Here is a 22,597-nt window from a genome sequence, read left to right as displayed (position 1 = left end):
AGTAACTAAAATGAGAAGATTTAAAGAAAAATTAAATAAAAAAGGCTTTACGCTGGCAGAACTTTTGATCGTTGTAGCGATTATCGCAGTGCTGGTGGCGGTGTCGGTGCCGGTGTTTAATAGTAAGTTGGAGAGATCAAGAGAGGCTGTGGATATTGCTAATATGAGAGCGGCGAAGGTTGCGGCGATAGCTGCATATTTGGATGATGAGATTCCTGAAGGTACTACTACTGTTTATTATGATGCGGAAAATGGTGTTGTTGTAACAGAAGATAAGAAGCCTACAGAAGGTTATGGACAGGGAAGCGATAAACTTGATGGTAAGACAACGTATTTAGATTATACAGGAATCACTAAAGCCAAGGGCTTCATTATTAAAATAGATATAACCCCCGAAAGTACTAGTGATACCAGTAAAGGTGACGTAAAAGTAGCATTGAGCTGGGTTGATCCCAAGACGGCCAAATAAACCATCTTTTTAACAAAGTTATTTTTATGCGAAGCCGATGGGTTGCGGCTTCGCATAAATTTCCAATTTGGTTCCATGCAGAGCCCCACTGTCCAAGTGGGTCCGTGCATGAAATCAAAACACCACACTGCAACATCAGGCAAAAAGCTGCGGAATTACTATCAGCTGCAGATGAAAGGAAGACCCAATGCTTTTTATAGATCAATGGATCACTGCCTATCTGGCAGTCGTTGCGGCCATTATCGGCGCTGCCGGGGGGAGCTTTATTAACTGCCTGGCCTGGAGGACGGTCCACAGGGAGAAAATTACCAGTGGGCGGAGTCATTGTACGCGGTGCGGCCATTTGCTGGGAGTCCTGGATCTGGTGCCGGTGTTCAGCTGGGTATTTCTAAGAGGAAGGTGCCGATACTGTAAAGGAAAGATTTCCCCGCGCTATCTGGCGGCGGAGCTGCTCATGGCGGGCGTGTCGCTGTGTCTTCTGTTCCGGTTTGACGTGTCGCTTTCGTACCTGTATTATCTGGGATTTTCTTTTCTGCTTCTGGCCGTGGGATTGGTGGATTTGGAGAGCTTTCGTATACCGGACCGATTTCAGGCGGCTCTGATTCTGTGGTGGTGCCTGTTCCTTCCTACTCACAGAGGGGAACTGGTGCCGTATCTGGCAGACAGCCTTGCAGGCGCTGTTTTTATCAGTGGCGGCCTGCTGGGAATTTCGATGGTATTTGACCGGATTCTGGGGAAGGATTCTCTGGGAGGCGGAGATATTAAGCTGTTCTTTGTTACTGGTCTGTATCTCGGAGCTGCGGTCAATCTTCTGAATCTGATTGTCAGCTGTCTTCTGGGCCTGCTTCTGGGCCTGGTGCTGAGCCGAATGGCGAATCACAGCGAGAACGAAGAAAACGGAGAGAACAAGGCGCAGCCCGGAACGGAAAAACGGGATAGCGGGCAGATTCCCTTCGGTCCGGCCATCGCGATGTCCAGCGTACTGTGCGTGCTGATCGGGAGACAGCTGACGGGGTGGTATATGAGCCTTTTTTAAGAAAAAGTGAAGGAAGACAGAATTATGATGAAACGTATTTCCGCAAAGTATACAGGAATTGAAATCGGTTCCAAACAGGTGAAAATGACCCAATGCTGCGACAATTGCCTTTATAAAGTGGTGATTGAACCGCTGCCTGACAACTATGTTAATAATGGGACGATTGTGTCCATGGAGGCCATGAGCATCTTCCTTAAGGAGATGGCGAAAAAATACCGGTTTCTGGATAAAAATTGTGCCATTGTTCTGCCGGACTCGGTAGCATTTTCAAGGCGTCTGACCATGCCGGCCATGAACGTGGATCATTTGAAGATCAACCTGCCCTATGAATTCCATGACTTTATCAATGACAGAAAAGAAAAATATGTGTTTGATTACTGTATTCTGGATATGCAGTATGATGAATACCAGAAGCCGGTTGCCATGGATTTGATGGCCGCGGCAGCTCCCAAAGACGTTATTTCAGAATACGAGGCCATGGTAAAGCAGGCGGGCTTTAAGCTGCAGATCGCGGCTCCGGAGGTATTTGCCTACTCGAATCTGGTCCGCGAGTATGAACGGGTCGAGGAGCTGGAGGAACTCCGGGAATACTGTTTTGTAGATTTTGGGTACCATTCCACCAAGCTGCATATCTTTTCCGGCTCCCGGTTTGAGGTGACCCGTGAGATTGATTATGGCTGTGCTCATCTGATTCAGACGGTCGCTGCCGTCAAAAATGTAGACCAGCACGTCGCCCAGTCGTATGTGATGAAAAACTATCTGGATATTTGGAACCTGGAGGAGTGCCGGGGGATCTATGAGTCCATCGGCGTTGAGATCATGCGGGCCATTAACTTTTACAGCTTCAATAATCCGGAGAGCCATTTGGATACGGTGTATTACTGCGGAGGAGGTTCCCTGATTACACCCCTGACAGAGGCGGTATCCTCCCATATCTCACTGGAGGTGCGTCCGATCACGGAGCTTATGACCATAGTGGGTGACATTCCTGTGGACGCTTGCATCAGTCCTGCATCGGCAGGCATTACGTATCAATAGACGGCAGGATATGGAGGAGCATTAGGATATGATAGGAATCAGGAAAAATGAGTATCCATCCAAAAAGACAGTAAACCTGATTATCCATGAAAAAACCATTAGCAGCCCAACCAGGGCCATACCGGTTTTTCTCGGATTTCTGGCGGTGCTGGCCCTGTTTGTGAAGTTTGGCGTTATGGTGCCCTTAGACCGCATGTATGCAGCCCAGGCGGCGCTGGGTCAGGTACAGTCAGAGCTCGATGGGTACATACAGTATAACAGGGATTATGATGAAGTGAGGGAGCGCTACAGCCAGTATTTCAGTGATTATTTAAATGAGGATGAGGCGGTGCTCCAGGACCGGCTGGAAGTGCTGAATCTGCTGGAGGAGCGGGTGATGAACCGGGCGGATATCGAGAGCATCAGCATTCGCGGCAACGTGTGCCGGATGGTGATCACCGAGCTTCCGCTTTACCAGGTTTCTGCGATTGTGGAGGACCTGGAGGAGAGTCCGCTGGTGCAGTACATATCCGTCTCTACGGCCAGCACGGAAAAACGGGCGGACAATGAGGCGGCCCAATCCCAGCAGAGCGTATCTGCCGATTTAACCATTACACTGACAGGAGGAACCAGTTAGATGCTGAAGCGTAAATTCACCGTGCGTGAGACGGTCCTGCTCCTGTTTATGAGTATTCTGTTTCTCGGGATTTTCTACTACCTTCTGGTGGCGTCTCCGGTTAATGAGGAGATTTCCAAATGCAGCAGCCAGCAGGTCCCGGTGGAGGATGATATCAGCACGGAGTTAATCAAGGCCTCCAGAAAGAAAAAAATGCTGGATGAGATGGAACAGTCGGCTGGAGAGCCCCAGGGGGAGTTAAAGCCATACAACAATCTGAATGATGAGATGCGGGAACTGTATCAGGCGCTGGAAGAGGCAGAATCGTACAATATCAGTTTTTCCGAGGCCAGGGCTTCGGGAACGATTGTCAGACGGGATATTTCCATTGCCTTTCAGGCGGGTTCCTACGAACAGGTAAGGACGATCCTTAGGAATATGGCTAACAGCCAGTTCCGGTGTATCGTAAAGGATATGGACATTTCCGCAAGCTCGGGGCGGGGAGAATCGAGGGGCATGGCCTCGGCCGGCGCCGTCAGTGTCAGCGTTATGATTACCTACTATGAGACAACGGTAGGCGCCTCTGACACTAACGGTCTGGTATATGATAAGGATACAGCCTCAGGCGATTCGGAAGAGACGATGGAGTAACATGTGGACGAGGATGAAGGATGGAATGAAGCATAGGTTGAGAGGACGAAACGGCTTTACGCTGGCGGAACTGCTGATGGTTGTCGGAATTATGGCAATTTTATCAGCGGTTTCTTTTCCTGCCCTGATTCATATGAGAAATTCCCTACGGCAGACAGAGCTAGACGAAAAGGCAAGACAGATATTTATTACGGCCCAGAACTGCCTGTCCGGCTGCCGCTTGAGTGGTGCTGTGCTGGAGGTGCCTCCCAGGGGAACCGATGGTTTGGAACTGGCGGACGATATGGTTCCATCGGATTATCAGGAAGGCGATGGAGAAATGCCGGATACTTATGCTCTCTGTGACGGGGAAGCGGGCAGCTTCAGCTGGATGAACGACACCGTATTTGCCCCGGCTCTCGTAAAAGAGGATGGCGGCAGCTATGTCATTGAGTTCAACCGTCAAACCAATGTCGTGTATGGGGTCTATTACTGGGAGAGAAATGGAGGCGCCTTTCAGAAGGCCAGCCTCTTTTATTATCACGAGAATTTCAATGAGTACGACGGAAAGCCGCTCAGAGGGGAAGAAAACCGGAATAACCGGATGCTTCCCTCCGTGGGATATTACGGCGGTGAAGCGGCGGCAGCCGCACAGGACTGGAAGGATGTGGATTTCCAGGTATCCATTTACAATGAGGAACGTCTGAAGGCCACGGTATCCATACCATCCTACCTCTATGAGGAGGCAGTGTTTGAGGTGACCATATCGTCAAAGACGGACAGCGCCAATCCGGTTCGGTATCGATACCGGCTGTACAACGGAGCAGTCACGGTTCTGGAGCCGGAAGATCCCTTCCACCAGATGACCGAGATCTGGAAGGTTATCCCGGCCACTGGCGGAGAAATGAGCGCCTCCTACGTCCTGACACTGGACAGTCTGGAGGAGGGACTTCATTTTGCAGATCATTTCAGCGAAATAGCGGCGGGTGACGACCTGCGGATATCCGTGATGGGCTACTGCGTCGGCAGCGACGCGGTCTATATACCCAGGACGAAGACGGCCGAGATCAACAGCCTCTTTGCCGGACTCCGGGGCGGAGACGGAACTGGAAGCGACATCTGGCTGGAGAACGGACGCCATCTCCAGAACCTGTCTTACGAGGTTTCCGGTCTGGGATACAGCACGGACGGAGCCAGCGAACGGAAGACAGGCTATCCGGTGACGTGTGCCAGAGTGCTGGAGGAGATTGACTGGATGGAACCGGTTTATGACGGCCTGTCCTATGATGACGTATGCACAGCACGACGGGATTCAACCCTGTCCGGGCCGGTTCATTTTTATCCAATCAGCAACAACAAGACAGATCTGCAGTCTTTTCAGGGGAACAGCTATGAGATCAAGGGCATTCATGTGACACAGGAAGCCTCGGTTGCGGACGAGGGCGGTATGGTCTATGGATGTGCCGGTCTGTTTGGCTATATGGAGGGACGGCCGGGCGGTAATGACAGCAGCAGGGGTTCCGGGAATCAGGAGACGGCAGGTGTTGCCCCTGTTATTCAGGACGTTATGCTGGTGAATCCCAGTCTGAAGCTCACCGGGTCAGCCGTTTCTTATGGAGGCGGTTCCTACGCCGGCAGTTTGGTTGGATATGCCGATCAGATGGAGATCAACAATTGCGGGGCGTACATAGACAGCGATGACGCGGAACCCGATTTTTCCGCGCTTTATAAAGAGAGCGGCATCACTTCCGAATGTGATTACGGCGGAGGGCTGATCGGCGGTGCCCGGGATCTGACTGCAAGGGATTCCTTTGCTTCTGTCAGGGTGTCGGCGGAGCGGATTGCCGGTGGTTTTATTGGTACCGTGAACGGCAGTCTGAACATTTCGACCTGCTATTCCGGCGGGCACACGGAGTCCGGCGCTTACAGGGCGGACCGGCCTAATGTGGAAGCCGCAGAAGCCGCAGGAGGGTTTGCCGGAGAATTAAACGGCAGCGGCCTGATCGAGAAGTCTTTTTCCGCATGCTCCGTGAGCGCTCTGCAGTGCGGGCCCTTTGCCGGGATACCGGATGTGGGAACGGGGGCGGTGACGTTTGAGGCGACTTACGGTGTAGGAAGCACATTGATAAAGGGCAGCGGAGGAGAGCCGAATCCCATCGGATGCGGCAGTACGGGAGAGGCGCTGGCGAATGGCGCGCGCAAGGCGGAGCGAAAGAACACCTCCCCTTACGACGATGTCTACCGGAAAGATACGAATGCGGCCTATTTATACCCGATCTGGCTGGAGGTTTACCGGGGAGACTGGGCAAAAAGCTCCTTTACAGGTCTGGTATACTATGAAAAATACGAGACGACGGATTCCGGACAGGATGCGTTCGGTTTCTGGTACCCGGGAGCAGAGGAAAACGGCACTTTAAGAGATGATCTTCCGGTAATCAGCGACGGATACGGATACTTGAGCGATACGGTGCGCAGCATTAAACTCTTTCAAAACGGCATCCCTCATGCCTCCAACAAGAGTGAGGAGCATGGGAAAGAGAACTGGAATAAAAACGAAATCACGCTTTCACCGGTGCAGGTGGAAGGCAAAAACCAGGTTCTCTATCCGTTTCCATGGATCCATGTGACGGAAAAGCGTTACGATGCATTTAAGTCTCCGGGTAACAGGAAAAATTCGTTTTATGACACATTGGCGCTGACCGTGGATGGGGCGGCGCTCACCGCTTTTTATAATCCTCATTTTGCCAAGACGATCGTGTTCACAGAGGAAGAGACGGCGACGAATCCGGAGTATGCGGTAATCCGTACGGTGCGCCATCTCTATGAGCTGGGAGATAAGGGAAACGGCGGAAAAAAGAGCAACTCCTATTATTGGCAGGCGGAATGGGATTATAACCAGGAACGCGATCTTGACTATGAAAAATATAAGGCAGGAGAAACGTATCCCGATACGGAGAACGCACCGGAAACTCTGAGCCAGGGCGTGATTGGAAGCAGTAAGACGGGCACGTTTCAGAAATCGTACAGTGGGAATGGCCACCGAATCAGCAACCTGATCCTTACGGATGACTCGATGGGAACCGGAACGGCCAGCGGTATGGCGCTGTTCGGCTACACGGCAGAAAAGAGCCATTTAAACGGCATGGTTCTGTACCGCCCTCAGGTTGTGACCCACAGTCTGCTGTCCGTGGCTGGCCTGGTGTATACCAATGGCGGCAGTGTCACAGAGGTTACCCTGATAAGCCCGGTGATCAGCGGAATCGACTCCGAAGGATGCGGTGCGGCAGGCCTGGTCTATGAAAACATCAATGGCGCCCTGATTGAGGACTGCTATGTGATTCCGGAACAATCCGGCGGATGGGAAGATGACCTTTCGGAGGATCCCCTTCGGTATAAGCATCTCTATGGAAACGACGGGAAGGTGACAGGAAACAATTACACCAATGCCATGGTGGCGGCTTCGGGAAGTGCGGCCGGGCTGGTTGGTCAAAATTATGGATCCATAAAACGGTGTGCGGCCATTGCGACGGTAACGGCGACAGACAGCAGGGCAGGGAACGCGGCCGGGTTTGTATCGATGAACAGAGGATCCGGCCTGATCGAGAAGTCCTATGCCAACTGCTATACGGCGGGGCAGGAAGCGGCCGGATTTGTATATGAAACCAGCGGCTCCTCCTCCATTAACAGCTGCTACGCACTGCGCCGGGTGACTGCGACCAGCGTGTCCGGGATTGCGGCGGGATTTTCCGTCAAGGATAAGGCGAAGACCATAACGAATTGTTACGCGGCCGTCAGTAACGGCTTCAGTAATGCGTATCAGGCGGTAACGGGCGGTCTGATTCTCTATCCGAACTGTCAGTATGCGGATTCAGAGGGATACGGCGCCAATTTTTATCCATTTTCTGCCGGCATTCAGAACAATTGTTTCTATATGGACTGGACGGAGAACCGGGGAGACGGGAAAATCGGAAATGCAATGGCGGTTACGTATGGGGATTTAAAGAAGCTGTCCATACCGGGACTGGAACCTGCGAGTCAGACGGGCAAAGATACCGTGACCTTCAGCCTCATGCTGCCGGGCGTCTATCCATTTCCAAAGGTGGAGAATATGATCCAGTACGGAGACTGGCCGAATTACGAATATGTGGGAGCCGAGCTCGCTTACTTCGAGATTTATAAGGAAGACTCGGGCTATACCGTAGGCTTTTACAACGAAGAGCTGGGGCTTGATTCCCTGCGGGACGGCAAAGAGATATTTCTGGATGGGTATGGCCTGCTGTTCAATACGGAATACCTGGAGATGGATGGAGTCAATGTGAAAAATCTGATTCAGGGCAGCTCCACATCCAACGACAAGGCGTATCTGTCGTGGGAGGACAGGAACGGAAATGACAATACCACTGCCAACGCCACAAACTATTTAAAGAGCGTCTATCATTTAAAGGATAATAACGGGAAAAAGATTGAAAAGGGCGTTTCTTATTACAAAAATACAGAGTCGGGTGCGTCTGCCATCCGGTCGGGGGCTGGGGACGGATACCCCGATCAGCCCATAGAATTAAAGCTGAACAACCGGCCCGGCACGTATTATTTCCGGATCCTGCCGCCGGCGGCGGTAGTGACTAATGCCTACGTTCCGTCCGACAGCATTTACCAGCAGATCATGATCCATGTGGAATCCAATTATTACGATGAGATGGGCGGAATCGGCACAGGCATCATCGAGAAGAACCGGGAATTCTATTACTGTCCTCATTTTGCCAAATCCAGGATCAGCACGGACGGCAAGCCAGAAGAATCGGAAAATCCGGAGTACCTCTGCATCCGGACTTCCAGGCAGCTCTGTACGCTGAGCAGTGGGAATCAGGTCCTGGGAGGCAGGGGAGAGGGTCTGGAGAATTACTATGGAAAATCCTTCAGGCAGGAACAGGATATTAATTTAGGACCTCAAAATCCATATGCGGTCTACTATTCGGATACAGCCCCTTTCAGTGAAGAGCGGGGCAGAAGCGGATACCGCTGGTTTAACAGCTCCATTGGAACCAGCCAGACTCCGTTTGAGGGTACGTATGACGGCGGCGGTTATACCATAAAAGGTCTGGGGGCCTGGGACTCCCGGAGCAGTATCTCCGGCCAGAGCGTCTTTGACCGGGTGACGGCCAATCGGGATGTGCCGCTGTTCGGTTATCTGAACGGAGCGGCTGTAAAGGAACTGGTTGTCGAGGGGGCCACTATGTCTGAGCGGAGTGACAGCTTAAGAGGAATCCTCTGCCAGGAAGCTCAGAAGAGCACGGTGATCGAACATGTGACTATCAGCAAAGCCCGCCTCGAGCTTCAGAATTTCGCGCCGGGGACGGAGGGCTTCGGGCTTCTGGCAGGTAAGCTGTCAGGCTCGACGATAAAAAACTGTACGGTCAACGCCTCCGCCGTGGTATGCGGCAGTGCCGCAGTGAAGTATATAGGAGGTGCAGTGGGCCATCTGACAGACGGCGGGACGATTGACGGCCTGACTCTGGATGAAGTGTCGGTCGGCGGCAGTAAAGCGACGCATCTGGGCGGCGCGGCAGGATTTGTGGACAGCGGCCAGATCCGGTCCGTGAGTATGGGGGGAAACGGCACGGAGGCCGTTGTCATAGAAGGCGACCGGGCTGTCGGCGGACTGATCGGTCAGATTAATTCAGGAAAAGGCGCGGTCACTGTCGGAAACATCAGTATGACAGGGCGCATCACCGTAAGGCAGACGACTGCCAGCAATAATACGAAACTGTATAATGGAGTGGGACTTCTGGCCGGGTTGTGTGAGATCAGCGGCAATCCCGTGACAATTGACGGGATTCGGGCGCAGGGGACGGACGGTTCCCTCCTGGTGGAAAACAGCGCTGCCAGCCAGTATCACATCGGCAGCTTTGTGGTGGGATCCCTGTACCGGTCATCGGGGGACGCGGTGGCCTGTGCTCTCACATTGGGGGACATCGGAATTCACGGAGCGAATCTTACGAGTGCGAATCCGGGACGGAGCAATACGTATTGCGGATACGGCGGAGTAATCGGACAGAACAGCAAGGCGGTGGTTCTGGCGGCCGATTCTCCCTGGGATTTGGGAGGCAGCAGTATCTCTGTTACGGCGGAGGCCGGTGCTAACGGCTATCACAGCGATTCCGGTGTGTCCGGCCTGACCGGAAAATTCCTGGAAGCCGCCTCCATGACGCTGCCGGAGGAGACGATACTGCCGGACATCCGCGTGCGGGTGCAGGCGGGAGGAAGTATTCCCGTGAGCGGCGTTGCGAACGTTACAGCTGGCCGGTGTGTGGCCATTGAGGCCGCAGGGCAGACGGTGAGCCGGGTAAGAATCCATTCGATTGTAACGGAAAACTGCCGGAATACGGGCGGACTGACTGCGGTACTCTCTGACGATACGGTATTTCACAAGCTGTCGGTGGAAAGTGTTTTGACGGATGGCAGTGCCCCGGGGCCGGGAGTGATTGAGGCATCGGGAAATGTGGGAGGAATAGCAGGAACGGTTGCATGCGGCCCTTCCAACGTCGTAAAACAGCTGTCTGTCAACGGTTTGCAGGTCCGCGGTTCCGGAAATGTGGGCGGCTTTGCCGGCGTGGTCACAGGCGGAGTCATCGAACAGTGCAGTGCCTATGCGGATGTGGCGGTGGTCTGGCCGGCAGATTCCATGGCTGGAGGTTTTGCAGGAAAGATTGAGAACGGGAGCATGCTCCGGTGTTATGCGTCAGGAAGTGTGAGTGCCTCCGGCGGAGAGGGGAGCACCGCTGTGTTAAAGGCGGGCGGCTTCTTTGGCGATATCAGTTCTTCGGGCAGACTGGAAAGCTGTTACGCCTCCGGCAATGCCTCACTGAAGGCCGGCAATGCCGCCTCCGGATCGGCGCTCGGCGGGTTCGGCGGAAGCCTTTCCTCGAACAGGGGCAGTCAGGTAATTGTGACTAAGTGTTATTCGGTGGGAGCCGTTGCGGTAGAGCAGGAAAACAGCGGAGAAACGGGCGGTTCCTCCAGCGTGAAAGCCGGAGGGTTTATAGGCCATCTGGTAAAGGGCCGGGATGTCTTTGGCGTGTCAGATGATCTGATCCGGAATCTGATCCGCATGATGAAGGGCGCAGAGGTTCACAACCGGATCACAAGTCAGAACGGGAAGACGGTATGGGAGCTGAATGTGGGAATGGATTCCGAGACAAGAGGAATCTTTGACAACAGCAATATTTCCGCGCTGGTCTACAACGTGCTTGGGTATCCGGCGTATCCTGACCTGCTGAAAACAGGACGGGAGAACACGAACGGTAAAGCGCCCGATGAGGAGATTAGAAAGGCTTATGAAATGGTATTTGACAGTGCGGACCAGCTTGTTTCAGATTCCGTGCCGGGGTCTGAGGAAAGCTATTACCATACCTTTTTTGAGAAGACACAGGACAATGCGGTCATGACCATGTGGGCAGTCAACAGGAGTGGGAATACAAGATACCTCTATTGGATCAATGAACAGAAGCCTGAGGAAGGCGTGACTTATACCGGCTACCGGGTGAATCTGGATGCATACGATTCTGCGCTGACAGAGGATTACGGCGGGACAGCTAGGCGGCAGAGCCTCTTCGAAACGAAGCAGGTGCGGGTCAGCCGGAAAACCGATGGTTCTTACGATGGAAAGAGGTATCTCTATCTGGCGGAACTGGAGGGCGTATGGCAGTCCCTGGAAGAGGCTGCGGTGGCAGACTGTTACTTCCTGCGCGGCACCGGTTCGGATGCAGGCGCCATCAATGCAGAATACGGGCCTGTGGAGAATTACATAGAACCGTGGAGCGTTGAGGAGTTCAGCCTGGAGATGACGCGGGAGATCCGGGACAGCCAGAAAGCTGTGCTTACCGGTATGCAGCCGGATCCGGAAAATATGGAACCGGGATTTACAGGATATCCGTTCCCGATGCTTGAAGGGGTCGGGGCAGGGGGCGATGGGAGAACCCATACAGGCCTCTGGCCGGCGGGATATCAGCCCTATTATAAACTGACAGATTAATACAAGGGAGGGAGCCGACCGATGTGCAGCGATAACCGACAGAGTCCAACAGAAAAATTAAAAAGCCAAAAAGGAGCTTCCATGGCCATCGCGCTGCTGTATTTTCTCGTGTGCGCCATGGTGGGCTCTGTAGTATTGGCGGCGGCCTCTGCGAATGTCAGCCATGTAAAGATGGAGAAACAGAACGAGGGCAATTATCTGGCGGTTATGTCTGCGGCTGAGCTGTTAAAAGCCCAGTTAAAGGAATGCACCGGAGAATGGGAATCGGATACGTATGAGCAGAGCGAAGCCGCGGATCTTGACAGGAAGATGGAATTGAAACAGGAGATGCTGAACCTGATTATGTCCTCTGAAAATGGAATGGCGCTGAAACAGGAACTGCTTCATGATTTTTACCAGTCGTATCTGAACTGTCTGGATCAAAATAAGCTGGTGGTCTCCGGAGAGCGGGATAGGAGTGAACACAGCCGTCTGACCTTTGAACTGGAGGGGGACGGCATGGCGCCGGTAACAGTTGCGCTGACGGTGAAGCCGGATCATATGGTATTAAACGGCCATAATACCCAGCAGCTGTATGTGACGGCGGAGGCAGATCTGTCTGTTGCGGATGAAGCCTTTGGGCAGTATCAGATCCGTCTGACCATGGGCGGGCTTATCCATTATACACTGAACGAGGAGGAGATCACAGAGAACGACCCGGTGACCGGAGAGTCCAGAAAGGTGCACCGCTATACGTCACAGGTGATTTTCTCCCCGGAAAAACCTTATTTATCGGGGAAAAGGCAGACAGGAGGCGGGAGCGAATGAAAAGTGGAATAAGAACCGGCTCCGCATATAAAAATGTGAAACAGAAATGCCGGGATACACGCGGGGAGACGCTCGCGGAGGTTCTGGTGGGAATCCTGTTTGTAGCGTTGGCCAGCTCCCTCTTTCTCAGCATGGTGACGGTGTCACAGAATATTAATGCCAACACCCAGAAGGCGGACGATACGTTTTACAAGGCCATGTCACAATTGGAGTGCATGGAAGCGGACGGGGCCGTTGTACAGAAGAAGAACGGAACGGTAAGAGTGACGATCGGTGAGGACGGAAGTATCTCTCAGGATTACGGGGTCACTGTTTACTATGGAGATGATATGATGGCTTATCGGTCAGGTGGGGAGCCGGAGGAAGAAAAATGACAGAAAAGGCAAAACGCCGGTTAAAGGGCACCGCCGGTGTCACTCTGGGAGAAATGATGGTTGCTGTGCTGATCATGTCTTTTCTCACTCTGGCCGTGAGCGCAGGAGTGGGAACTGCCGTCAAGGTGTACCGGGCGGAAAAAGAATACTCGGAATCGAGGGTCCTGGCTAACAGCATTCTGCTGGCTATGACAGATGAACTGCGGTATGCGTCGGAGCTCAATATCAACGGGGACGGCAGTGAAATATGCTACGACAGCGCCATGTACGGATACGATACCGTTATGAAAATCCAGCAGCAGGGCGAAAATGTGGGGAAACTGGTTTTTCTCTACGATACAGAGCGTGCTGCTTATCCCTTCGAGGATAAGACGTATATGGGGTACCAGATTCAGACCAACGAGGACAAACCACTGTTTCAGCTGACAGATGATGGCTCCTGTATAGTGTTGTCCTATGATATTTGCGATTCCCGGGGAAATGTAAAGGTTTCTCTGGAAGATATCAAAATCAGGCTGCTGAACCATTAGGCGGGTCTGTAGGGCAGGAAATAAGGAATGAGGACAGATAAAATGACAGAGCAGAGAGAGAATAAACATATACAGGGCTTTACATTGGCGGAGCTGCTGATCGTAGTGGCCATCATTGCTGTGCTGGTAGCGGTGTCAGTACCGGTTTTTATAGGTAAGATGAATCAGACAAAGAATACCGTGTGTGAGGCGAATCGAAAAATACTGGTAAGGCAGATGGTTCTGGACCGGCTGGAAGATAGTGATTACTCCGAAGCGGATGCAGTTGCAGTTATGGAGAACTCGGATGCATACTGCCCGGACGGTGGTAAGTATTCCCTGGAATGGGATGAGCTGTATATAAAGGTGACCTGTGATAAACACGGATCGACCAGCAGCGGAATGGACGAGGATATCAAGGTGTCTTCCAATTTTATCGATGATTACAGAGATTTCACGATTGAATATCTGAAGGATCATCCGACGAAAAACAACGACGAGATCAGAAAGGCATTCCTTGAGAAATACAACGGGAAATGGCCGACGCTGATTGTGGATAAGAAGTCCTACTCCATTCAGCCGTTCTATCAGGGAAAAGACAAGACAAAGCCGGTGGAGGAGTGCGTATGGCTGTTCGCCAGAGCGAATGGGAATGCGGACGCGGGCTGGAGTGTGCCTTATGTCTATAATATTGTAGATGGTAAATGGTATGGAGCCACCAAATGGGATGGCTCGCCGGGAGGATCCGCCAATATATCTTACGAGGATACGGCTTCTCTGGATGAGGCGATCAGGAATAGTAAGCACTCAAGCGGAAAAAACCAGTGGGTTGAAGTGACTGGCTATAAAGAATCTAAGTGAGAAAACGCTTGGTGACTATTGGAAAATACAGGTATATAATAAAAAGCGGCTATATAGTCGCTTTTTTGATGAGAGGAAGTATTACATGGGTGACAAAGGGGAACAGACCGGAAAGCATATCCTGGAAATGGCGTCTCAGATGTTCTCTGCACTGTTATATTTCGAACGCACCCGTTCCGGGTTGACAGTAGCTGCGCCGAATCTGAATATCGCGCTGTATGAATTCTGTATTGCACATCGAAATGACAGAGGGCCGGAGGCTGCATACAATTCGAGATATACAGTGACCCAGTGTTCCGGAAATCTGGATATAGGTATTGTCTGTGACCACATGATGCTGGCAGCGAGAGAGTTGGAAATTGGAAGTGTAATGGTAGGCTTGTTTGATCCTGCTGTTATAACAAAAGAATTTATATAGCAATACCAGTTCATCCGTTCCGCATTTTTGTAATCTGCAATTTTATGTCAGAAAGCAATTAGCGTCTACCCATAACGGAGTTTGTAAGGTATAATAAAAGATACCACAAAAATGGGGGAGAATTGATACATGAAGAAATATACGGTGTGTATCTGTGACGACGAACAGCCGATACGCGACAAACTGAAAAAATATATATTACGGTATTCCTTCGCATATGACGTGGAGATCGATCTCATCGAACTGGATGCCGCCGAAAAACTGTATGACCTGACGAACCCTTATGACATCCTGTTTCTGGATATCCGGTTTGGGAACAGAAGCATCGGCATCGATATTGCCGAGGAACTGCGAAAACGGGGAAATACGTCGATCATCGTTCTGACAACGGCCCTGAAATCCATGTCCATAGACGGATACCGGGCGGAACCGTTTCGGTTTATTGTGAAACCGTTTACGGAGGAGGAGATCATAGCCGTCCTCAACGCCTGCGCCCATAAGCTGAACCGCTCCGTATCCTATATTAAGATTACGAATGACTCTCATACTAATCTGCTCCGGACAGATAAAATCATGTATATTTATTCGAAACTCCGCAAGCGCCATATCGTGTGCCAGGATGTAGCACAGATTGGTACATGGCAGAGTCTCCGTGAACTCATGGACAGTCTGCCGTCCGACAAATTTGCATATTCACACAAAAGCTACATCGTTAATCTGGATATGGTGGATACGGTCAAGGACAGCAAAATATTGCTTACAGACCACAGCGCTGTGCCGTTGGGCCTCCATTTCCGGGATTCGTTTATGAAAACGCTGCTTAAAAATTCAGCTATCTGAAGCACAACGCAGATACAAAGGTGGTATGAGTATGCTTGACACGATTTTAGCCTATGGCAAATGTATACTGGATTTTGCTTTGTTTTTCTGGTTCACCATGCAGTTTTTCGCGTTAAGATGGGAGAAACAACGGCGAATCTCCTGGGGACTGCTGTTAGGCCTGTCTACAATTCAGTTTTTCGTAAATTTGCTGTACATACCGGAGTTGAATACTATGACAGCCCTATTAAGCGGTCTGATCATCAATCTGATTTTGTTTAAGGGCAGTATCGCCGCCAGGCTGCTCTGTTCTTTCCTTGAAACTCTGTTGATCGTAATCTGTGAAAGTATCCCTGTTTTGATATATGCCTCCATGATCAGGAGTAATATGGTGAGCGTCATAGATGATACCATAAAAAATGCAGGCTTTAACCTCAGCGGTACCGGCATGTTCTGTGTCCTTCTTCTGATTGTCCGCTATTTCCACTGGGCAAAACGGAGGAAGGAGGACGTGGAACTTACGATTACGGAAAATCTGTCGGTTATCACAGTTCCCATAGTCAGTATTTTTATCATATACTATGTATTCTATATTCTAAGTTTGAATACAGAGCTGGGGAGCCGAGCTGATTCCCTTAGCATGATCTTTTTTCTTGCCCTTCTATTCATGAACCTGACGGTGATTTTAGGGGACAACCATTGGCGGAAACGCTGCCAGCTTCAGCACGAATTAGACAGACTGTCCCGCATCGAACGGCTGGACCGGGTGGTGATCGGACAGCAGGATGCGTTTATTGAAGAGTTAAAGGGTCTGGCTCACGATTATACGAAACAGATCGACGGCATAAAACACCTGCTGCAGGAGGGCGCGGGCGGCGGGAAGGGAAAGTTTGTGGAGCGTGATATCCGGTCCTATGCGGATGAAATGCTTCATCATATCGAAGACAGTTACCGGTTCGCCTTTATCCCCTCACCGGCTCTGCGGTCGATCCTGTGCCAGACAAAGCTTTGCTGTGATTCCGCGCAAATCCAATTTGATACGAATATCCTGTTCTCTGACTTTTCTTTCATGGCATTTCCTGATATCTACACCATCTTTGAAAATCCGCTGGAAAATGCGGTCAGGGCCTGCGGCGAGATAACAGACAGCAGTATGGCACGCCGGATCGCTTTGACCATATCCAGAAAGAAGAATCTGATCTGGGTGGAAATAAAGAACACCAAAAATAATCCGGTCAGGGTGAAGCATGGCAGGATTCAGACCACAAAGCCGGATGAATCGAAGCATGGATTCGGGCTTAAGAACATGGAGCGGGTGGTGAAGCGGTATGGCGGATACAGTCATGTGGAGTATACAGAGGAGGAATTTGTTGTTACCATGGCGCTGCCGGTTTCATTTACGGCTTCGGGCGGCTGAAACGCAGAAAAAATGTATTAAAATCAGATTAGGGGATAAGCAGATGAAACGTGACGCTTTGTGGCAAAATGGTTCGAATAAGAGCCCGATCCGGTTTTCAATCAACAAAAAAATATTGATGCTTGCGGCGGCGATTGTCCTGCCATTTTTCATTGTGGTGGTCGTTCTGCTGGTTTCCATGATTCAGTACAGCAGGGTGTACGATAAGATCGTCAGCGATATGACCATTGCCAATAATTACAATCTGAATTTTAAAGATGAGATGGACGAGAGCCTCTATAAGCTTGTGGTGGGATATGTAGACTTTGGAAATATTTCTGAGGACGAGACGTTAAAGGATCCCTATGCCTTAATCGGAGAGCTGCGGGCGGAGTTTACGAAGCTGAAGGATATCACCACGGAGACGGAGAGCCGCGTGTGGCTGGAGACCCTTTTACGGAATATCGACACCCTGGAAAAGAGGGTGGATGATATTTTCGAGAACATCAGAATCGGCGGGCGGTATGATGAAAATATCCAGGAGCTGGATAATAACATCTACATCCTGACAGAACTGATTCAGGATGATATCCAGTATTATATCTATTACCAGACGAAGGCCATGGAGGTGGTCACAGGGAATTTGAAGCAGCAGATGCAGAGCTTTATCATCGTGTGCGGGCTCCTGGTGCTGTTTCTGGTGGTTTTGACGATTATAGCGACATGGCGGATTACAACCGGTATTCTGAGGCCGGTTAAAGTGCTGTATGATGCGACCAGACAGGTCTCGGAGGGCGATTTATCAGCAAGGGCCGACGTCTGTTCGAAAGATGAGATCGAGATTCTGGCCAGCGGATTTAATGATATGGCGGCCAATATGCAGACACTGATCGGGCAGATCAAAGAGGATGAGCAGAAGATGCGGCGGCTGGACCTGCGCCTTTTACAGGAACAGATCAATCCCCATTTCCTGTATAATACCCTGGATACGATTGTCTGGCTGATCGAGGATGAGAAGGCGGATGAGGCGGTGAACATGGTAGTGTCCCTGTCCAGCTTTTTCCGGCTGGTGCTCAGCAAGGGGAAAGAGATTATTACGCTCAGGGAAGAGGAGCAGCATATCAGCAGTTACTTAAAGATTCAGGAAAGACGGTACCGGGACATCCTGGAGTATGATATCCAGATTGACGAGGAGCTGTACGATTATCAGATTCTGAAGCTGTCGCTGCAGCCACTGGTTGAAAATGCCCTATATCACGGCATAAAATATAAGCGCTCCAGAGGCTGCATCCATATCAGCTGTGAGAAAACCGGAGAGGTCCTCCACCTGGCGGTCAGTGATAATGGGATCGGTATGGATGCGGAAGACTTGGAGCAGCTGCGAAGGGAAATCGAACGCCCCTGCCGTGAGACGGAAAAAGGATTTGGCCTGGCAAATGTAAATGAGCGGATCCGCATGTATTTCGGTGCCGGCTACGGAATGACGATTCAGTCTGAAAAGGGAAGGGGGACCATTGTGGAACTTACAATACCGGCGATTAAAATTTATGAGAGTCTGCTGCGGAAAGCATAGAAAGGGTAAGTACATATGGAAATACCGGCAAAGAAAATACATATTTTTTTCATTCCTCTGCTGTTCCTGATTCTGATTCTGTCCGGCTGTGTAAAAGAATACGGGACGGAAGATACAGAAAATACAGTCGATGAAAATCTGATCGTGGTGGGAGTGTCTCAGGTAGGCAGTGAATCCGTGTGGAGAACTGCCAATACGGCTTCCATTCAAAATGTCCTTACCAAAGAAAATGGATACTTTATGATCTTCAATAACGCGAGGCAGAAGCAGGAGAATCAGATTAAGGCACTTCGGAGCTTTATCTCCCAGCGGGTGGATTACATTGTGTTTTCTCCTATTACGGAAGACGGTTGGGAGACTGTGCTGCAGGAGGCGAAGGAGGCAGGGATTCCAGTCATTTTAATCGACCGTAAAGTGAATCTCAGCGATCAGTCATTATATACGACATGGATCGGCTCCGATTTTTACAAGGAGGGGAGAATGGCCGGAAATATACTGGACGAGTACCTGACGAAGCAGCACAGGCAGGAGGAGAGCATCCGCATCGTGGTTTTACAGGGAACCGAGGGAGCGACGGCCACGATCGGCCGCACGAACGGATTCAATGAAGTCGCAGAAGCCCACGATAACTGGCTGATCCTGGAGCAGGCAGATGGGGAGTTTACAACGGCAAAAGGACAGGAAGAGATGGAAACGCTGCTGCACCGGTACAAAGATATCGATGTGGTGATCTCACAAAACGACGACATGACCTTCGGTGCTCTGACGGCCATACAGAATGCAGGGCTTACGGCTGGAGAGGACGGAGACATCATGGTCATCTCCTTTGACGCGGTGAAAAGCGGACTGCAGCTGGTGGATGAAGGGCTGGTTACCGCGGACATCGAGTGCAATCCCAATCAGGGCGAATACGTTGAAACGGTCATCAGAAAACTGGAGAACAATGAGGCCGTGGCAAAGCTGTATTTTGTTCCGGAGACAGTATTTACAAAGGAAAATGTGAAGGACGCCCTGGAGAAGAGGACTTATTGATGGGAAACGGATTTGTGAATGGAAAAGAGGAAGCAAATGTTAAAAGTATTTCTGGTGGAAGATGAAAGCGTCATAAGGGAAGGGTTTCGGGATAAAATTCCGTGGGAGCAGTATGGGTTTCAACTGGTGGGAGAGGCCGGAGATGGGGAGATGGCGCTTCCGATGATCCGGAAACTGAAGCCGGATCTGCTGATCACCGATATTAAGATGCCGTTTATGGACGGCCTTTCTTTGAGTGAAATCGTGAAAGAGGAATTTCCCAAGATAAAGATCATTATCATCAGCGGCTATGATGATTTTGAATATGCGCGCCAGGCGATCAAAGCGGGAGTGGACCAGTATCTGCTGAAACCGATTACGAGAACGACTCTCCGCGGCGTCCTGCTGGAGATGAAGGAAAAAATCGAGCAGGGGATGGAGCAGAAGGATTATCAGGCCCAATACCAGGATGAGGTGCAGGAATTTGAACAGTTTTCGCTTCGGAGATTCTTTGAGAAGATTCTGGAGGGGAAGCTTTCGGTGAAGGAGATCTACGAGGAGGCGGCAGCCCAGTCGCTGCAGCTTACGGCCTCCTGTTACAATCTACTGCTTTTCTCCATCTATGAGAAAGCCGAGGTATCATCCCGGGAGTCCCGGGAGCGGCTGATCAGAAAACAGGAGGAGGTATTTCACTATTTTCTGCGGCATCCCCAGTATATTCTGTTCCGTTTCAATGTCAGCTGCTATGGCGTTCTGATCAAATCGGAGCAGTCCCAGATGGAGGAGCTGACAGAGAACAGCCTGGCCCATTTAAAAAAGGTCTGTGCGCCGGAGGAGGATCACCTGGAATGGTACGTTGCGGTGGGAACGGAGGTGGAGCGTTTGAGCATGCTGCCTCAGTGCTATAAAGATGCGAACCACTATTTTGCCTACCGGTTTATCAAGCCGGGTCTCCATGTGCTGTCGGAAATGACGCTTTCGGACTGTCTGGCCGGACAGGGCGAAAAGAATATCGGCACGGTGGATTTTATGCAGATGGATCCGGAAATTATCCGCGACTTTCTGTCACGGGGAGAAGATAAGGAGATTCATGATTTCGTGGAATCCTATCTTTACAACATTCAGAATGCCTTAAAATCCAGGATGTTCCGCAGCTATGTGATCCTGAATATCCGATTTGCCGTCGTTGCTTTCCTGGAGTCTATTGGCGCGGATCAGGCGGAGTATTTAGAAGAGATCGAGCATGCGGTGCAGATGATCCGCAGCGAGGACAGCGAGATTTTCGAATACTTTGCAGGCATGCTGGAGACCGCGATGGGGATTCGTGACCGGATCAACAGCTGCCAGGGCGGGAAAATGTTGAAGAAGGCACTGGATTATATAGACGATCATTACGACTGCGACACGCTGTCCCTTAACCTGGTGGCCGAGAATATCGGCATGAGCGCCAGCTATTTAAGCGCTATCTTCAGCCAGAACATGCAGAAAACATTTGTTGAATACGTGACGGAAAAACGGATTGAAAAGGCGAAAAAGCTGTTAAAGCAGACGGACAAAAACTCCGGTGAGATAGCGAAGGAGGTGGGGTATAAGGACTCCCATTACTTCAGCTTCGTCTTTAAAAAGCTGCAGGGATGCAGTCCGAGAGAATACCGTGCAGAAAAGAAGCACTGACCGGAGCATCACCGGTCAGTCTGAGTACTTTCTTTTAAGTTCAGTTTCCAGCGGGTTTCCTGTGAAGACACGGGAAGCCCGCTCAGTTTTTTTATTACAGCCTCCGCCGCCTTTGTCCCCATCTCATGGGGCTCGTGGGAGAGAGTGGTTACTGCCAGAATGTTGGAATTGCTGAAATACGTATGATCAAATGCGGCCACGGCCATGTCCTCGGGCAGCCGGCAGCCTGCGGACTGGAGTTCATTCACCAGATAGTAGGCGATGATGTCGTTATAGCAGACGACTGCGGTGCAGGAGGAAAGGGACTCCGCCGCCATTTCCTTTAAAAACTGTGTATCTTTTAAGTGAAGCAGCCGGTCTAAATCATGGGAGCCGTACCAGCAGATGCTGTGGTCGGAGACAGGCAGCTCCAAGTCGCGCAGCGTCTCCGTGAAACCCTGATATCGTTCGATTCCCTGCATATCATCAGATTTAAAGATACCGCCGATGGCCGTATGGCCCTGAGCGGCCAGATGGCGTACTAAGAGGGCGCTCCCCGAATAGTTATCGTCTTTGATAAAGATGCAGCCGGTGAGGGACGGATAATAATTATAGAGAAACACGATTTGACAGCCCTTTTTGATCAGCCTGCGGTACAGGTCCAGATTGGGATTGGGAAGCGCGCTTTTACAGCCCTCCGCGATGATTCCGCGCAGAGGGTTTTTCAGAAGCTGAAGCAGGATCTCCCGTTCTCTGGAGATGGAATTACCCGTTGTAAAGACCTGGCCCTTGAAACCATGTTCAGAAAGCGTGTTTTGGATATCATGGATTACGCCGGGATAGATGTATTCCTGATCGCTGGAAATGAGAATTCCGATGACATTCCCCTGAGGTCTGGAGGAGTGTCCTGTAAGGAACGAACCGCTTCCCTGCTTTCTGACGATGAAGCCCTTTTCCTCCAGAAGCCCCAGAGCCATGCGGATGGTCTGACGGCTTACGTGATATTTCGTGCAGAGCTCCTGCTCCGACGGCAGCTTATGAATTCCATTTTGAATGTTTTTCTCTATCATGAGTTCCAGACGCTCCGCGACCCATTTGTATTTTACAGTCATAGAATCCTTCCCTTTCCCGATTTTATGAAAAATTTGCCTGATTTGTTCCCCGGATAAACGTAAGAAAATGTATAAATATCATAAAAAATCCACGTTTTATCTTCTTGAAAGTCAATATGCACAACAAAAATTCCCCACATCTGATCCCTGAAAAATGGCAGAATCTTAAAATTTCCACCTGTTTTGTAAGAAATCATACCAAAGAATACAACTTGTATTGTATTTTGATTATATCACCATAAATTTGTATTGTAAATAACTTCC

General features: G+C 50.7%; 17 protein-coding genes. 16 read left to right on the top strand and 1 reads right to left on the bottom strand.

Annotation, left to right across the window (positions count from 1 at the left end; translation table 11 throughout):
* The first annotated feature begins 10 nt into the window (after positions 1–10).
* The 16 genes from H8S75_RS09535 to H8S75_RS09460 all read left to right on the top strand — a co-directional run bounded on the left by H8S75_RS09535 (position 11) and on the right by H8S75_RS09460 (position 21,242).
* Complete coding sequence (locus H8S75_RS09535; protein ID WP_187021054.1) at positions 11–469, top strand: type II secretion system protein; 459 nt, start codon at positions 11–13, stop codon at positions 467–469.
* Positions 470–656: 187 nt separating this feature from the next.
* Positions 657–1,505 (top strand): prepilin peptidase, encoded by an 849-nt coding sequence (locus H8S75_RS09530; RefSeq protein ID WP_187021052.1) that lies wholly within the window; start codon positions 657–659, stop codon positions 1,503–1,505.
* Between the two features lie 24 nt (positions 1,506–1,529).
* Positions 1,530–2,543 carry a pilus assembly protein PilM gene (pilM, locus tag H8S75_RS09525; protein ID WP_187021051.1) on the top strand — a complete coding sequence of 338 codons (1,014 nt, stop codon included), beginning with the start codon at positions 1,530–1,532 and terminating at the stop codon, positions 2,541–2,543.
* 28 nt (positions 2,544–2,571) lie between these two features.
* Positions 2,572–3,159, top strand: coding sequence for a hypothetical protein (locus tag H8S75_RS09520; protein ID WP_187021049.1), 588 nt, complete (start codon positions 2,572–2,574; stop codon positions 3,157–3,159).
* Positions 3,160–3,789, top strand: coding sequence for a hypothetical protein (locus tag H8S75_RS09515; protein ID WP_187021047.1), 630 nt, complete (start codon positions 3,160–3,162; stop codon positions 3,787–3,789). It begins immediately after the preceding gene.
* A 25-nt stretch (positions 3,790–3,814) separates the two neighbouring features.
* A complete protein-coding gene (locus H8S75_RS09510; protein WP_187021046.1) occupies positions 3,815–11,800 on the top strand; it encodes a type II secretion system protein in 7,986 nt (2,661 codons plus the stop codon).
* Between the two features lie 21 nt (positions 11,801–11,821).
* On the top strand, positions 11,822–12,607 hold the full coding sequence (locus H8S75_RS09505) for a hypothetical protein (RefSeq protein ID WP_187021044.1): 786 nt from the start codon (positions 11,822–11,824) through the stop codon (positions 12,605–12,607).
* Entirely contained in the window at positions 12,604–12,981 is a 378-nt protein-coding gene (locus tag H8S75_RS09500) for a hypothetical protein (protein WP_187021043.1), read from the top strand. Before H8S75_RS09505 ends, H8S75_RS09500 begins: the two co-directional genes overlap by 4 nt.
* Entirely contained in the window at positions 12,978–13,511 is a 534-nt protein-coding gene (locus tag H8S75_RS09495) for a PulJ/GspJ family protein (protein WP_187021041.1), read from the top strand. The genes H8S75_RS09500 and H8S75_RS09495 overlap by 4 nt, the downstream gene beginning before the upstream one ends.
* 27 nt (positions 13,512–13,538) lie before the next feature.
* A complete protein-coding gene (locus H8S75_RS09490) occupies positions 13,539–14,351 on the top strand; it encodes a prepilin-type N-terminal cleavage/methylation domain-containing protein (RefSeq protein WP_187021039.1) in 813 nt (270 codons plus the stop codon).
* A gap of 85 nt (positions 14,352–14,436) precedes the next feature.
* Positions 14,437–14,769 carry a nitroreductase family protein gene (locus H8S75_RS32650; protein ID WP_243270216.1) on the top strand — a complete coding sequence of 111 codons (333 nt, stop codon included), beginning with the start codon at positions 14,437–14,439 and terminating at the stop codon, positions 14,767–14,769.
* Between the two features lie 129 nt (positions 14,770–14,898).
* Complete coding sequence (locus H8S75_RS09480) at positions 14,899–15,609, top strand: LytR/AlgR family response regulator transcription factor (RefSeq protein ID WP_187021038.1); 711 nt, start codon at positions 14,899–14,901, stop codon at positions 15,607–15,609.
* Positions 15,610–15,640: 31 nt separating this feature from the next.
* The gene (locus H8S75_RS09475) at positions 15,641–17,005 is read left to right on the top strand and encodes an ATP-binding protein (RefSeq protein ID WP_187021036.1); all 1,365 of its coding nucleotides are present in this window, start codon (positions 15,641–15,643) and stop codon (positions 17,003–17,005) included.
* A 43-nt stretch (positions 17,006–17,048) separates the two neighbouring features.
* Entirely contained in the window at positions 17,049–18,557 is a 1,509-nt protein-coding gene (locus H8S75_RS09470; RefSeq protein ID WP_187021034.1) for a sensor histidine kinase, read from the top strand.
* Positions 18,558–18,572: 15 nt separating this feature from the next.
* A complete protein-coding gene (locus H8S75_RS09465) occupies positions 18,573–19,589 on the top strand; it encodes an ABC transporter substrate-binding protein (protein WP_187021033.1) in 1,017 nt (338 codons plus the stop codon).
* Positions 19,590–19,625: 36 nt separating this feature from the next.
* On the top strand, positions 19,626–21,242 hold the full coding sequence (locus tag H8S75_RS09460; RefSeq protein WP_187021031.1) for a response regulator: 1,617 nt from the start codon (positions 19,626–19,628) through the stop codon (positions 21,240–21,242).
* A gap of 8 nt (positions 21,243–21,250) precedes the next feature.
* Here H8S75_RS09460 and H8S75_RS09455 read toward each other — a convergent pair whose 3' ends face one another.
* Entirely contained in the window at positions 21,251–22,333 is a 1,083-nt protein-coding gene (locus H8S75_RS09455) for a GntR family transcriptional regulator (RefSeq protein ID WP_187021030.1), read from the bottom strand.
* Positions 22,334–22,597: the final 264 nt, after the last annotated feature.

Source organism: Hungatella hominis (assembly GCF_014288005.1).
GTDB lineage: Bacteria > Bacillota > Clostridia > Lachnospirales > Lachnospiraceae > Hungatella > Hungatella effluvii.
The sequence above is the reverse complement of the archived record's forward strand: the minus strand, read 5'-3'. Positions and strand labels throughout refer to the sequence as shown.